Annotated in this window: 13 protein-coding genes; 3 read left to right on the forward strand and 10 right to left on the reverse strand. The window is 37.5% G+C overall.

Features of this window, described 5'->3' with window-relative positions:
- Window positions 1-11 precede the first annotated feature (11 nt).
- The 6 genes from LT143_RS06170 to ezrA form a co-directional block, all read right to left on the reverse strand.
- Window positions 12-1,616 (reverse strand): amidohydrolase, encoded by a 1,605-nt coding sequence (locus LT143_RS06170; RefSeq protein WP_246941244.1) that lies wholly within the window; start codon window positions 1,614-1,616, stop codon window positions 12-14.
- A gap of 101 nt (window positions 1,617-1,717) precedes the next feature.
- Window positions 1,718-3,292 (reverse strand): acyl-CoA synthetase MbcS, encoded by a 1,575-nt coding sequence (gene mbcS, locus LT143_RS06175; RefSeq protein ID WP_246941246.1) that lies wholly within the window; start codon window positions 3,290-3,292, stop codon window positions 1,718-1,720.
- A 518-nt stretch (window positions 3,293-3,810) separates the two neighbouring features.
- Window positions 3,811-4,017 (reverse strand): alpha/beta-type small acid-soluble spore protein, encoded by a 207-nt coding sequence (locus tag LT143_RS06180; protein WP_246941248.1) that lies wholly within the window; start codon window positions 4,015-4,017, stop codon window positions 3,811-3,813.
- A gap of 88 nt (window positions 4,018-4,105) precedes the next feature.
- Window positions 4,106-5,314, reverse strand: a complete 1,209-nt coding sequence (gene thiI / locus LT143_RS06185; RefSeq protein WP_246941251.1) for a tRNA uracil 4-sulfurtransferase ThiI — start codon at window positions 5,312-5,314, stop codon at window positions 4,106-4,108.
- A 4-nt stretch (window positions 5,315-5,318) separates the two neighbouring features.
- Window positions 5,319-6,461 carry a cysteine desulfurase family protein gene (locus LT143_RS06190; RefSeq protein WP_246941253.1) on the reverse strand — a complete coding sequence of 381 codons (1,143 nt, stop codon included), beginning with the start codon at window positions 6,459-6,461 and terminating at the stop codon, window positions 5,319-5,321.
- A gap of 349 nt (window positions 6,462-6,810) precedes the next feature.
- Window positions 6,811-8,499: a septation ring formation regulator EzrA gene (gene ezrA / locus LT143_RS06195; protein ID WP_246941255.1), complete on the reverse strand. Its 1,689-nt coding sequence runs from the start codon at window positions 8,497-8,499 to the stop codon at window positions 6,811-6,813.
- A gap of 284 nt (window positions 8,500-8,783) precedes the next feature.
- Here ezrA and hisJ point away from each other — a divergent pair, with 284 nt between their 5' ends.
- Window positions 8,784-9,602: a histidinol-phosphatase HisJ gene (gene hisJ / locus LT143_RS06200; RefSeq protein WP_246941257.1), complete on the forward strand. Its 819-nt coding sequence runs from the start codon at window positions 8,784-8,786 to the stop codon at window positions 9,600-9,602.
- Here the strand turns inward: hisJ and refZ are convergent.
- Window positions 9,584-10,237, reverse strand: a complete 654-nt coding sequence (refZ, locus tag LT143_RS06205; RefSeq protein ID WP_246941259.1) for a forespore capture DNA-binding protein RefZ — start codon at window positions 10,235-10,237, stop codon at window positions 9,584-9,586. The two genes, hisJ and refZ, sit on opposite strands and share 19 nt — an antisense overlap.
- 142 nt (window positions 10,238-10,379) lie before the next feature.
- Between refZ and LT143_RS06210 the strand changes: the two genes are divergently transcribed.
- On the forward strand, window positions 10,380-10,859 hold the full coding sequence (locus LT143_RS06210; RefSeq protein WP_336296592.1) for a GAF domain-containing protein: 480 nt from the start codon (window positions 10,380-10,382) through the stop codon (window positions 10,857-10,859).
- Between the two features lie 66 nt (window positions 10,860-10,925).
- Here the strand turns inward: LT143_RS06210 and megL are convergent, their stop codons facing one another.
- Both megL and LT143_RS06220 read right to left on the reverse strand, forming a co-directional pair.
- Window positions 10,926-12,101, reverse strand: coding sequence for a methionine gamma-lyase (megL, locus tag LT143_RS06215; protein WP_246941263.1), 1,176 nt, complete (start codon window positions 12,099-12,101; stop codon window positions 10,926-10,928).
- Window positions 12,102-12,211: 110 nt separating this feature from the next.
- Complete coding sequence (locus LT143_RS06220) at window positions 12,212-14,047, reverse strand: sensor domain-containing diguanylate cyclase (protein ID WP_246941265.1); 1,836 nt, start codon at window positions 14,045-14,047, stop codon at window positions 12,212-12,214.
- Between the two features lie 380 nt (window positions 14,048-14,427).
- Here LT143_RS06220 and rpsD point away from each other — a divergent pair, with 380 nt between their 5' ends.
- The gene (rpsD, locus tag LT143_RS06225; protein WP_246941267.1) at window positions 14,428-15,030 is read left to right on the forward strand and encodes a 30S ribosomal protein S4; all 603 of its coding nucleotides are present in this window, start codon (window positions 14,428-14,430) and stop codon (window positions 15,028-15,030) included.
- Window positions 15,031-15,126: 96 nt separating this feature from the next.
- On the opposite strand, the gene LT143_RS06230 is transcribed toward rpsD, so the two are convergent.
- Window positions 15,127-15,396: a hypothetical protein gene (locus tag LT143_RS06230; protein ID WP_246941269.1), complete on the reverse strand. Its 270-nt coding sequence runs from the start codon at window positions 15,394-15,396 to the stop codon at window positions 15,127-15,129.
- Between the last annotated feature and the right edge of the window lie 89 nt (window positions 15,397-15,485).

A 15,485-nucleotide genomic window follows, 5' to 3' on the forward strand; every position in this document is an offset into this window, starting at 1 on the left:
ATATCACCTCATTATAAAGGAATGGGCTCTTTCCTTTTATAAACAATTTCACCATTGACTACAGTCATTATAACATTCGTGTTTAGGATCTGTTCTGGTGTTACCGTTAATAAGTCTTGATCTAAAATGGTAAAGTCAGCATCATAACCAACAGCAATTTTACCTCTTTCATGTTCTCGCTGAATAGCAAAGGCACTTCCCGATGTAAACAATTGAATGGCATCAAACGTTGATAATGCTTGTTCTGGATAATAGGTAATCGTTGGTTCATTCGGATTAGCTCTCGTGATAGCAGCATGAATACCAAGTATCGGATCCACTGGTTCAATGGGAGCATCTGAACCACCTGAGCACGGTATACCTTCGTTTAAAAGAGTTTTCCACGCGTAGCAGTACTCTATCCGTTCAACACCTAACCTCTCCACAACCCAAGGAAAGTCCGTAGCAACAAATCTTGGTTGTATATCAAGGACAACAGGTAGCTTCTTTACTCTCTCTATTAAATCTTTTCTTAGTATTTGTGCGTGAATGAGCCGATCACGTTGCCCTAGAGCAGGAGGATATAATTCAATAGCATTTAATACATACTCAAATGCTAGATCACCTATCGCATGAATGGCAACCGGCATATTAAAACTTCTAGCTTTTTTTACTAGTTCGGTTAATTGTTCTTCTGAATAGTTGGCAACTCCAGAAGTGGTCGGATCATCCTGATAAGGCTGACTTAGTAAAGCCGTCCTTCCCCCAAGGGCACCATCCGCAAAGATTTTCATCGCGCCAATCTCAATGCCACCGTTCACATGACCAACACCTAATCCTTGGTTATGCATGTCTTCTACTACTTCATGATGAACCAATAAATTCGCTTTAAAATGTAATCCTTGTTTATTGATGATGTTTTTAAAGGTTTGATAAGTTCGAGTGAACCCTCCATAGTAGTTGAGATCTTCACTATGACCCCCAACTAACCCAAGTTTGTGACAATCTTGAATGGATGCTCGTAGTGCTTTCTCCAGATAGTCAGTCGTTACTTTTGGAATTACCTGCTTCACTAGTTCTTGTGCCTGATCTAAAAGATAACCTGTTGGCTCACCTTCCTGATCCCTCACGATGACACCACCAGCAGGGTCTTTGGTGTCAGACGTAATACCCGCAAGATCTAAGGCCATACTATTGGCCACTATGGCATGCCGACAAATTCTATGTAAAATCAAAGGATTATTTGGAGCTATTTCATCTAACTCTTTCGCATGAAAAATCTTTTTATCAGATAGCTGATTTTCATTCCATCCTTCGCCTATTACCCATTCTCCATGTTTTATTTCAGAGACTCTCATTTTTAAGGCCTCTATTATTTCTTTAGAAGAAGTCAAAGTAGATAAGTCAAGACGAATTAGTTTCTCTCCATGCCCAATAAGATGTAGGTGACTGTCTACAAATCCAGGAAACATAACTGCTCCTTCTAAATCCATGAGAGTGTCAGGTTGGTATTGATGCATTAGTTGGTCCTTTGCACCAGTTGCGATAATTTTATCACCTACTATATAAACAGCTTCAACCTCACTATCTTCCGTAAGAAGAGTCTTTATTTTTCCTCCAAACCATAAAACACCCATTTTCTAAACCACCTTTTCTCAATTAAACGTGCTAAACAGTTCAAAAGCAGCCAGGCGGCTGCTTTTAGTGAAAGGCTTGTTTTGTACATAAATAAAATAGCCTAGTTTATAACTTGCTTTTCAAGCTGACGAAGTTCTACTCTTCTAATTTTACCTGAAGTTGTCTTTGGTAAGCTATCAATAAACTCTATTTTTCTTGGGTACTTATAAGGTGCTGTAAGCGCCTTAACGTGTTCCTGTAATTCTTTAACTAATTGATCATCTTGGTTAACATGATCTTTTAGGACCACATAAGCTTTTACAATACTTCCTCTAATTTCATCTGGACTAGCGATGACTGCGCATTCTTTCACCAATGGATGTTTGACAAGGGCGTCCTCTACTTCAAATGGCCCAATTGTATACCCTGAACTTATAATAATATCGTCTGACCTACCTTCGAACCAAAAATACCCATCCTCATCTAGTCGGGCTTGATCTCCTGTTAAATAATAGTCTCCCCTAAACTGTTTCGCTGTTCGATCAGGGTCTTTATAATAATTTTTAAACAGTGCAGGTGTTTCGATATGGACCGCAATGTCTCCTGTCTCCCCAGGTTTAACTGGTTGACCATCCTCATTAATGATGGCTACCGTATTTCCAGGAGTTGGTTTCCCCATGGATCCTGGTTTAATTTCCATCCCTTTCAGAACACCTACTAAAAGCGTATTCTCTGTTTGTCCATAGCCATCTCTTACATCCACGTTAAAATATTTTCTAAATGTATCAATAACTTCCCTATTTAAAGGCTCACCAGCGGAAACCGCACTATGTAAATGTGGTAATGAATATCGATCTAGTCCATCTACTTTAGCCATTAAACGGTATTCAGTAGGTGTACAGCATAAGACATTAACAGAATGCTTACCAAGTAATTCTAAATATTTTTCTGGATCAAATTTTCCATAGTACACAAACCCTGTCGCCCCTGATCCCAATGTTGCGAGAAATGGACTCCAAAGCCATTTTTGCCAGCCTGGACCTGCCGTTGCCCAAACTACATCTCCATCTTGGATGCCTAACCAATGAGCAGCGGACGTTCTTAAATGGGCAAATCCCCAGCCATGAGTATGTACAACCCCTTTGGGATTTCCAGTAGTCCCGGATGTGTAAGAAAGAAATGCGATATCGTCATTCTTTGTCTTAGCAGCCTGCAGTTGTGTATTCTTTTGATCAGCTAGTTGGTCAAGATTCTCCCAATGAGGTACAGCTTTGCCTACTGAGAATAAATGAATGTGATCCGTGTCGATATCAGAAAACTGTTTAGTAAATTCGTGATAGCAAATAACTGCTTTTACTTCTCCATGCTGTAATCTATATTCAATATCTTTCTTACGAAGCATTTCAGAGCCTGGAATTACGATAAATCCACTCTTTAACGCTGCTATGTATACTTCATATGCTTCAATTAACCTTGGAACGATCACTAAAACAGCATCGCCTTGTTGTAGTCCCTTCTCCGTTAAAGCGTTTCCAATTTGGTTGGCACGTTCCATTAGTTGAGAGTATGTCGCTTGCTTCTGAGTACCAGCTTGATCCTCCCAAATAAGAGCAACCTTAAGAGGATCTGACGCAAATCTTTCAAATTCAGAAGTAATGTTATACATTTCAGGTGCTAGTAATTCGTGTCTTTCCATAATATCCCTCCTTAAGTTTCTCTTTATTATATCAAATAGTAAGATAATTTAGAATAAATTGATAGATAAATTTAGGAGTTTATTCGGAGGTGCAGTAAAGAAGTGTAGGAGGAGGAGATGACCGCTAGTAAGGGGAAGTAAGTAAGTCACGTCGCAAGTAAATCTTGATTAGTGGCAAGTAATCGTGTAAAAGTCGCAAGAAAATGAGCTATTCTCGCAAGTATTTTTAACTGTTTGGCAAGAAAGTTATGGTAACTCGCAAGATACTGTTCTTTACAGTGGTCTGGAGGTAGCTTTTGAATAGCATACCTCACTTATCAACGAAAGTTAGTAACATAATAACGAAAAATAGTATTTAACTAATACTTTTCAAAATTTATCTAACAGTTTTTGTTATTTATCAACGAAATTAGACTTCATATCAACAAACTTTAATCTATCTTGACCAAAATCAGCATCCCAAACATAAAAAGGGCGGGAACCTAAGTCCCGCCCTGTAGCCATGTTTATTTAATTAATTATTGTTGGTATCCACCACCAAGTTGTTGTTCAGCCATAGAGACTAAACGCTTAGTGATTTCTCCTCCAACAGAACCGTTAGCTCTTGCAGTTGTATCAGGACCAAGGTTTACACCAAACTCGTTAGCAATCTCATACTTCATTTGGTCAAGAGCTTGTTGAACTCCAGGTACTAGAAGTTGGTTTGAGCTGTTGTTGTTTGCCATGTGTATCACCTCCTTGTGTTAATAGAGTGTGATGAATCACATGGTTTCATTCAGAGAATATATTGGTAATTTCTTCTACTAATCGACCCTAGAATAGATCATCAAACTTCGCTTCTGCTTGCGTTTGCTGACCAGTAACCTCGACAACCTCCGTACCACGGACTGCTTCCTCAATTAATGGTGTAAAATCATAGAAGCTTTCAAAGCGGTTCGCTTTTTCTCGCTTTGGCTTCGTAGCCGGGGCCGATGGTGTAAAGATTGTACAGCAATCCTCAAACGGACGAATGGATATATCATACGTATCAATTTTATGAGCAATATCAATAATCTCTAGTTTATCCATTGCGATAACTGGACGAATAATAGGCATATTAGTTACTTCATTAATGGTATTCATACTTGAAAGTGTTTGACTCGCTACCTGCCCAAGACTTTCTCCTGTAGCTAGAGCCAGGATCTCATTTTGTTCTGCAATCTTTTCTGCAACTCGAAGCATCATTCTTCTCATGACTGTCATAGAGTAGTTACTTGGTATTTGCTGATGGATGGTCGTTTGAATTTGGGTAAAAGGTACAAGATGTACATTAACCTTTTTACAATATGAAGTCAACTTCCCAGCAAGGTCTAATACTTTTTGTTTTGCTCGCTCATTTGTATACGGTGGACTATGAAAGTGAATGGCTTCAAGTGCTACGCCTCTCTTCATGGTTAAATAGCCGGCAACCGGACTGTCAATTCCACCAGATAACAGCAATAACACCTTTCCACTTGAACCAACAGGTAAACCGCCCGCTCCCATTCTCGTATAGGAAGAGATATAAGTATCTTCTTCTCTGATTTCAATTCTAACCTCAATATCAGGCTTTCGAACGTCAACCGTAAGATCTTCAGTATTTCTTAGTAGATAGCCACCAATTTCATGATTTAATTGTTGAGTATCGAGAGGAAACCCTTTAAAGGAACGTTTCACACTAACCTTAAATGTTTTCGCTCCTTCCTTTGCTTCATGAAAAGCATAAAGTGCGCCTTTTTTAATTTCCTCAAGTTCTGTATCCGTTCTAAGTGCCAAACTGTAAGAATGAATTCCAAAAACTGTTTCTAAATGATCCATAATTTCTTCATGGTTTTCGCCATTAAGTTTAATGAACATGCGATCTCTTGTTTTTTCGATTCTAATGTTGGGATAGTCCTTTAAGCGATGAAGAATATTTTCCTTTAATGCACCAATAAATTTTAGTCGGTTTTTACTTTTCGTTGTAATTTCTCCGTAGCGTATTAATATTTGATCGTATTGCATGTACCTACCTCTTTATCACAATTTTTTCTGTCACAATTTCCTTTATTGCCCTGCAAAACGCTTGTATGTCTTCTTCTGTATTTTGGGAAGATAGACTTACCCGTATAGCATGCTTAGCAATCCTATTCGGCTTGCCCATTTCTAATAAGATTCGACTAGCACTCGTTTGTTTTGATGAACATGCTGATTTGGTTGAAACATAGATATTATGCTCTTCCAAGGCATGAACCATCACTTCCGGCTTTACACCGGGAATTGAAAAGTTAACAATATGAGGCGCAGAGCCTTCTATAGGAGTATTTACTTGAATCTCTCCTAGTTCATTTAGAAAGGTGATCAATGTCTGTTTAAATTGATTTAATCGTGTCACCTTAGTAGACTGATTTTCTAACGACATTCGTAACGCCTTTGTCATTGCTACAATACCTGAAACATTTTCAGTCCCAGCTCGAAGCTGATTCTCCTGAGAACCACCTGTAAACAAGGGCTCAAGCTTAATCCCTTTTCTTACATATAGAAATCCGGTTCCTTTTACACTGTGAAACTTATGACCACTAACTGTAAGTAAATCGATATAAGATGTTGAAAGGTTTACGGGTACTTTTCCAATACCCTGAACATCATCCACGTGAAAAATTATTTTTGGATAATCCTTCAACAACTCACCAATTTTTTGAATGGGTTGAATGGTTCCTACTTCATTATTAACGTGTATGATTGTTACCAATATTGTTTCTTTCCTGATAGCATCCTTTACCTGCTGAGCGGTAACGGCACCTTTTTCGTCTACGGGTAAGTAGGTTACTTCATATCCATGCATTTCTAACTGTTTGAGCGCTTCCTGTACAGAAGCATGTTCAATCGTTGTTGAGATAATATGTTTACCTCGATTTTTATATTTGAGGGCTGCCCCTTTAATAGCCATATTATTGCCTTCAGTTCCACCAGACGTAAAAATAATTTCACTTGGGTGGATCGACAATAGTTTACTAATATTTTCTCTTGATTGATATAATAGACGTTCTGCTTCACTTCCAAGTGCATTTACAGAGGAAGGATTGCCGAAGTACTCTGTCGCAACCTTAATATAGGCCTCAACTACTTCAGGGTATGGTTTTGTAGTTGCACTATTATCTAGATAAATCAATGATTTTCTCCCCTTTTACATGTCCACCAATGCAATTACTAATCTTATCATATTTAGGCCTTATTCAAAAACGGATAAACTATTATTTACTAGTTTGTCCCTGTCTAGTTTAGTCACTCAACCATATTCAATATAAAAGGCTGTTTTCGTAAAGATTGTTGCTTTCGTAAAAATCTCAGGTAGCCGGATTTTAACTAGGTAGCACAACGTCCAGTCCTTTAAATAGAGAGAGTTGCTCTTTTCTAACAATTAAAAATTCGTTTTTCTTAAGTGTTAGCTTGAAAAGCAACAAAGTTTTAGAAAAGAGCCATATAAAAAGCTATCGAGACGTTCCCGACAGCTTTCCATTTTATTTACTTTCAATTAAATGTTGAATTTTCTTTAAAGCACCTGGCTCCACTCTCTCTAGTGCAGTGGCAGCTTCTTCAAGAGCACGAGAATAATCAAAGTTTCGGAAGGATAATTCTGCTTCTGCCAGTTTTTCAGCCATATGAAGAGATCTTCCTCTATAACGGTTTCCATATTGAATCACTTGCTCGACTAAGTAGGCTTGCTCTACCATTTCTTCTGTATGAGTGGACAATAGTTCTACTCTTGCTAGCGCTTGCTCTAAAAGTGAAGTTAATGCTGGTATGTGGAGAGGTTTCTCCTGTAGTTTATCAGCGACCAGTGCGACTTGATTATTACACTCTTTAATTTCATACAAATAGGCTTCAGGTAACCCTGGCATATTGCTTTTTTGAACTAAACGCTTCGAGTCTAGAAGCATCTTCTTCATGTCTGATAGCTTTTCTTTAACATATAACTCGTCTTTTCGGAGCGTTTGTAGCATGCTTACAAACTCTTGATGTGATTGCTTTAATGCCTCTATTTGTAGTTGAATGTCTTCTAATTCATTCTGAATGATTGAGTAAGCAATATCTTTCTCTTCCACAGATCCTTTAACACCGGTGAATCGTTTTATTAACTGGTTAATCTGTGTCTCAATCTGTTTTTGAACTTCAATATCTTTATCTGAAAGTTGATAGCTTAATTGAACTTGTTCTGTTTCTGTTTTCGTATGAGTTGTTTCATCAAACAGCTGGCTTAATTCCACATGTAAAGGGGTTACCTGCTGTTGAACAAAATGCTTGGACACCACTTCTTTTTCAAGTTGATCATAGAATCCTTCTATTTTCTCTTGGAGTGATGCAATGCCTTCCTTAACAGGATCAATATTTGCTTGTTCTAATTGAAGAAGGTATTCCGATAACATCTCCCTCATCGCTAACACTTCTTTTTCAATTTCAAGATGACTTAAGATGAACCCTTCCTCCGTCATCTCCTTAACTCCTTGAACTAACTCATCTATTTGATTTGGAGTCGTATAAAGACAATCTTTTAAAAGTGAAGGTAACTCCTCTATTAATACGTCCATTTGATTCAGCTGAGTTGCAATGGATTGAACGGTTTCTTTTGCTAATAAGATATCACCGTTATTCATATTTTCATCAAACACGATGAATTGTGCAGCCACTTCCTCAAGCAACGATTCTAACTTAGCTTCTGCTTTTCCAAAAGAGTTACTATGAGCAAGAATGGTACGTTTTACATCGCGATAACGTTGTTTAAGTTCTTCAATTTCCAACCGGTTCTTCTCTTCACTACCAACCAGTTCTTGAAGCTCTAATAAAATCGACTTAATGGTATCCTCTATACCTTGCAACTGATCGTTCATTTCTTTTGCCAATTGCTTAGCTTTACGAACACGATATTTATCGGCATACTCTTCAATATCGAATAATGCTTCTTCTACATTTGGCAGTTCAGTTGTCACGATCTCGTCCCATTCAGTACGCCATTTCTCAAACAGCTCTTCTGTTTGGCCGATCATATTTAGTCCCTTCATTAAGGACATTTCGTCCGTAACCGGTCTGTTCATAATATCAATTTTCCAAGCTTCCAATCGGTCCACTTCTTTATAGATGGTTTTTCTTACAATCATCCCATATATGAAAAAGCCTACCAATAATAGGATTACAACGATGATGAATTCCATAATAAGCCCCTTTCCACTGCTAATGTTCACCATCTCTTTATCTAATTGTACAAGACTATTTTCTTCATTTGCTGCTTCAAGGCACTTCTAAGCAACAAGTTCTAAAAAAAGCCTTGTGAAAAGCAAACACTTTTCCTGTCTCTTACGATTAGCTAAAAAAAGATAGAACTTATATATCTACATTTATTTAAATGAAAAATCAATGCTTTTATGATACCATGTAAACGACAATTTTTGACCAAATTTTTTAAAATTTTTACATTTTGACTTTGGAGGGTTCACTTTTGATCGCAGACGGCCATATTCATACCCTTTTTTGCCCACATGGAACGAAAGATTCATTTGAAAGTTATATTGAAAAATCCATTGAATTAGGTGTGAAAGAAATATCCTTTACCGAACATGCTCCTCTTCCATCTACTTTTACAGATCCAACGCCTAATCAGGACAGCGCGATGAAGATGGAAGATCTTACTCTTTATTTTGAAACCATTACCCAGCTAAAAGAAAAGTATAGTGAAAAAATAAAAATCAACCGAGGACTAGAAGTAGATTTTATTGAAGGTTATGAAGAAGAAATTACATCTTTTCTTACCCAATATGGTGCCTTATTAGATGATAGTATTTTGTCTGTCCATTTTCTAAGAAAAGACAATAACTATTTTTGCTTAGATTATAGTCCAGACACATTTGAGCAAATGATAAGTGTGTTTGGCAGTGTAGAGAAAATTTACGAGAGTTATTTTCACACTTTACATCAGTCTATTCAAGCAGATTTAGGTCCTTATAAACCGAAAAGAATTGGTCATATCACACTCGTTCATAAATTCCAAAAAAAATTCCCTGTTCATCGTATGTTTGAACAGGAAATCATAGATCTATTACTCACTATGAAACAACATCATCTACAACTTGATTATAACGGTGCGGGTGTAAATAAGCCTCTTTGCAAAGAACCATATCCACCTGATTGGGTAGTAGAGAAAGCCATCCAGTTAAACATCCCTCTAGTTTATGGATCTGATGCTCATCAAGTGAAGGATTTACAGCAAGGGCTTGACCATCTTCACCTATCCGCTACATTTCAGTCGCCCACCACGTAGGATGGCTTATTGATAAAGGTTACTGTTGGAGAGTGACAAATGGAGAGCTCAATCCAGTTCTCCATCTCCTTCATGTATTGTTTGAAGAAATACTCATCATAAGGAATAATGTGCAAGACTTCGGTAAAATATTGAGGTTGCAAAACAGGCATAGACAACATTCCTTTAAATTGTGCTATGACTGAAGGGATTTCTAGTTTACGAAATTCTTTAGACCGGATACCGTCCTCAAACAGCTGCTTAAAATAATATTTTTCTTTGGCTAAATAAGTAGCCATTACTTCTCGAATCAACACATTATCTAACGTCATTTCACGATAAACAAACCTTGCAAGTTGTCTATGATCCACTTGGTACTTGAGTAAAGCTTTTGTAAGTACTTTTAGCTTCTCCTTTGTGGTCAATAGATCCGTCTCCATTAACACCTTCTCAATCACATGAATATATTGGTCAAAGTATAAGGATATAAGATATTCTAATAATCCTTTTTTATTTTTAAAATAATAGGAGACAATGGCTATATTAACATTTGCTTTATTAGCAATATCACGAACGGAAGTACCATTAAACCCTTTAGTATTAAATAATCCAATGGATGCGCTGATAACTTTTTCCTTTGAATTAGGTTGACTCAAATTAATCACTCCATTCTCTACATATATACATTTTCTTGGTTGCCGGAGTGATTCCTTTAAGTTTCTATCGACAAATTCGTGCTAATTCTCCTCTAATTTGCTAAGATATTAATCAATGATTATCAAAAAAAGGGGGATTATTGTGTTTAAAGTCGAACAGTATCAAGAATCAAAAGAAAAGAACTACGAGCTAGTTATTAAACAACTACAAGCCCTACTAGAAGGTGAATCAAATGCTGTGGCCAATCTGGCAAATGCTTCCGCCTTATTAAATCAGTTCTTAACTGATATTAATTGGGTAGGTTTTTATCTTACAGAAGGTAATGAATTAGTGCTGGGTCCTTTTCAAGGCCTCCCTGCATGTGTGAGAATCCCTTTTGGAAGAGGAGTTTGTGGTACAGCAGCCGCAACAAAAGAAACACAACGCATTGCTGATGTCCATGCTTTCCCAGGTCACATCGCATGTGATGCTGCCTCTCAATCGGAAATTGTCGTTCCCATGATTAAGAATGGTGAAGTAATTGGCGTACTTGATATTGATAGCCCTCTTAAAGACCGCTTTGATGAAACTGACCAAAAGTATCTAGAAAAGTTCGTAGAGGTTTTAAACCAATTTATATAGGTTCTTTCAATGTAAAAAGGAGTCAATTCTGACTCCTTTTTAATGAATTTTAATAGTCCAACCTTCTTAGTCCTTCAAGCTAACCTGGTTTAATGCTTGCTCTAAATCCTCCCAAATGTCATCCCAGGCTTCAAGACCCACGGAAAGCCTGATAAGTTGATCCGTAATGCCCATCTTTATTCGCTCTTCTTCAGGAACTATCGCATGTGTCATCGTGGCAGGATGTTGTATTAAAGTTTCGGTATCCCCAAGACTGACTGCCACCTTTATTAACTGAACAGAATTTAATAACTTTTGGGCTTCTTCCTTACTTCCACGGATTTTAAAGGAAATAATTCCGCCTGATCCACTCATTTGACCATTTGTACTCTCAGCCTTTGGATAAATCACTTCTTCTACCGCATGATGAGCAATTAGTTTTTCTTCTAGCTTCATAGCATTCTCACAATGTCGTTCCATTCTGACTGGTAATGTCTTTAATCCTCTTAAAAGAAGCCATGCATCAAACGGTGACATCACTCCACCTATATCTTTTCTGATATGTCTAGCAATCTCGTTAATGAGATCCTCCTTCCCAACTACCACTCCTGCAATAACGTCACCATGACCACCAATATATTTAGTGGCACTATGAATCACTACATCACAACCCCACTCTATGGGTCTTTGAAGGTACGGTGAGCAAAATGTATTATCTACAACTACCGGTACGTTATATTTCTTTGCCGATTCTACAACGGTTTTAAGGTTAATGACCTCCATTGTTGGATTAATCGGAGTTTCTATAAAGATGCAAGCAGTCTTTTCCGTCAATCGTTTCTCTATTTCTTCACTAGATTCCATATCTAGTAAATCAAAAGTAATGTCCAGCTTTTCCTGTAGCCATTTTAATAATCCGTACGTGCAACCATAGATTCCTTTCGAGCAGAGTACATGACTCCCTTGTTTAACGAAATGCAGAAGAACAGAAGAAACTGCTGCCATTCCAGATCCAAAAGCTAACGCCTTCTCTCCTCCTTCTAGCATTGCCATCTTATCCTCAAGTAGTTGAACAGTAGGGTTTCCGAGTCTTGAATAAATCATCCCTTCCTCTGCTCCAGAGAATCTAGCTTCCCCTGTCTCTGCTCGATCAAATGTAAATGTTGATGTTTGAAATAATGGTGGTGTCAAGCTCCCTAAAAACTGTGAAGATTCATAATTACCATGAACGGCATTTGTTTCAAATCTGTGCTTCTTCCCCATATTTCCGCCTCCTACTTACACCATATGTAAGAACTCTCTATTTTGTAAACGCTTTCTTTATCTATTATAAAAAAACTTGGTATCAACTTACAATACCAAGTTTCTTGTTTCTAATTATATAATTTTTCTTGGACTCTTACGCGGTTCTTTCCGGTTCCCTTTGCAGAGTACAGCGCTTCGTCTGCTCGCTTAAACAGTGTAATTGGCGTATCTGAATGACCTTTTTCCCAATGTCCCACACCACAAGATATCGTGACCTTCGGATTCGTTGATTCGCTTACTTTTTGGACGAGGCGCTCTGCAATAGCAACACCTGACTGTAGATCCACTCGCGGTAAATAAACCGCAAGCTCCTCACCACCCCATCTGGCTCCTACATCGAACTCTCGAATATTATCTCTAATGATGTCGGCAACCTGCTTTAGCACATCATCACCAACCTGGTGGCCGAATGTGTCATTCACTAGTTTAAAATCATCTATATCAATTAACAAAAAAGTACCAAAAGCATCGTTCTCCATCGACTTACTGATTTGATCATTCAAGTAACTTCTTGAGCTAAGCTTTGTTAAGTGATCCGTAATAACTAGTTTCTCCAGCTCCTCTCTAAGCAAAGAGTTAGAAAGTGCTAAAGTAGAATGGTGGATAAGAGATTGCAATAGTTTAAATGTCTCAAACGGGAAAGCATAGGGCTCTTTTTGAAGAACAATGGAAACACCACGTAAGTCGGCTCCTTGTATCATCGGAACAGCCATAAGTGATCGATAGTTGACTTGATTTGTTTCAGAATCTAACGTTAAATCACCTACAAAAATTGATTCCCTTTCAACCATTAACTTACTCTGTACTTTAGTAATAACAGTCGACGCGTCTTTTAGAAAAAAGTCAGTACTTCCGGGTAAAATCTGATAGTCGGAGTTTTCTTTAAATAGAATAAAGCCAACCTCATCCGCTTGAAAAGATTTAATAATTTGGTTTGACATGTATCCCATAGCTTCTGTTAAACGCAAGTTTGAGTTTAACTGATGAGATGTTTCGTTTATTAATTGTAAATCGGCAATTAAACGGTTTGACTGTTGATAAAGCTTAGCATTTTCAATCGCACTTCCTGCTGTATTCGCCAAAAGAGTAATAAAACTAATTTCTTCTTTTGGGAAGAATAACGTATTTGGTGCAATCATTTGCAGCACTCCATAAACACCTTGCCTACCTTTTAGCGGTGCATAAAGAAGTGAAGTCCGATCGGATACTCTATCCTCTAATTGAACCTCTCCAGTGACAAAAGCTTGAGTTACCGCCATATTCGTTTCGTCATACTGAATTTCTTTTATCGGCAAATCGTTCAAATGGTTATAATCATGTGACAATAGTAAATAATATGTAAAATCTGGATATACTTCACGTAAAGTTTCAATAACCTCTTTAAGGATATCATCCATGTTCATAGAAGAATGAAACTTAGAAGTGACACGGTAAAGCTGTTCATAGCGTCTGTATTCATCTGTAAGGTTAACAAACTCATACACTTTATTTAAAAAAGTAGAGAAGATTTTGGAGATTTCGTCCCAATTCATACCCTTCGTTACTTCATGATCAGCTAATAAAGTCATAAGGATAAGTTCTAATTTATTATTTTTTAAACGTAATGGTATTAGAACAAGGTGATGGATGTCTGTGGTTATAATCTTTACTTTACCTTCCTCGAGGAGCTCTGTCTGAGAGGAGAAGAGATTTGTAAAATAGTTAGGGTTGTTCATAATTTCTTGGCTTGTTGAACTTACTATTATAAAGTCTTCACTCGTGTGTGAAAACAGTGTAACATCTATAGCCATATAATGATCTTGGACATAATTTAATAAGGTAGTTAGCAAATCTTGACGATTGACTGCTTGCCCATTAAATAATAGATCAAATAATTCACTTTTCAGAAGTTGGAAACGTTCCATTATTTTATCACCTATATTATCTTGAGTAGACACCTAAAAAATTATACCATATAAACCTATAATAGGATATTAAAATAGTTCTTTTCACCTAATGAAAATGTCGGTATACATAGAGACAGTGGTTGACATGGACCTATAGAAAGAATATAATAGCTTTTGTGTAAAATACTGCAGCCTAAATAGGTAAATTTATGAGCATTTTATTCCCGTACTAGGGTCATGTGGCGAAGATATTCACTCATCACCTTTTAGTATGAGCTATATCGAGTAACTCCCTGCTGCTGGAGCGAGGATATAACATGTAATAAAATGTTGTAGATCAATGCCCGTTACGGTTTTTATTTTATACAAAATAAAAACACAAAAGGAGGAGTCATATAATGGCTCGTTATACAGGTCCTAGCTGGAAATTATCTCGTCGTCTTGGTATCTCTTTAAGTGGTACTGGTAAAGAATTAGAAAAGCGTCCTTACGCTCCTGGACAACATGGTCCAAACCAACGTAAGAAATTATCAGAATACGGTTTACAATTACAAGAGAAGCAAAAGCTTCGTCATATGTATGGAGTAAATGAGCGTCAATTCCGTCGCACATTTGATGCTGCTGGTAAAATGACTGGTATCTACGGTGAAAACTTCATGATTCTTTTAGAATCTCGTTTAGACAACCTAGTTTACCGTCTTGGCTTAGCTCGTACTCGTCGTGCAGCTCGTCAATTAGTAAACCATGGTCACATCTTAGTTGATGGATCTCGTGTTGACATTCCATCATACCGCGTAAAGCCTGGACAAACTATCGCTCTACGTGAAAAGTCTCAAAACCTAACGGCTGTTAAGGAAGCAGTAGAAGTAAATAACTTCGTACCTGACTACTTATCATTTGATGCTGAGAAATTAGTTGGAACTTACACTCGTCTTCCTGAGCGTTCTGAACTTCCAGCTGAAATCAACGAATCACTAATCGTAGAATTCTATTCTCGTTAATAAATGTAACCCCACTGGTATCCAGTGGGGTTCTTTATTGATTAATTTATAGCGTCCTCATTTTTTACTCATCGATCATGCAGTTTTATTGCTTGTTCAGCAACTTTTCTTGTGAGTTTGTAATTTTATTCTTGCGAGTTCATGCAACTTTCTTGCGACTTTGTAATTATTCTTGCCAGTTTGCCTATTTTTCTTGCGCTTGCAACTTTTACTTGCGAGTTCATCCCATATTTTTGCGACTTTTTCATTTTTCTTGCCAGTTTGCCTATTTTTCTTGCGCCTGCAGCTTTTACTTGCGAGTTCACCTATATTCTTGCGACTTTTCCAATTTTCTTGCCAGTCTGCCTCTTTTTCTTGCGCCTGCAACTTTTACTTGCGAGTTCATCCGATATTCTTGCGACTTTTTCATTTTTCTTGCCAGTTTGCCACTTTTTCTTGCACCAGCAACTTTTACT

It is taken from the genome of Bacillus pinisoli (genome assembly GCF_023036475.1).
Taxonomy (GTDB): domain Bacteria; phylum Bacillota; class Bacilli; order Bacillales; family SA4; genus Bacillus_BS; species Bacillus_BS pinisoli.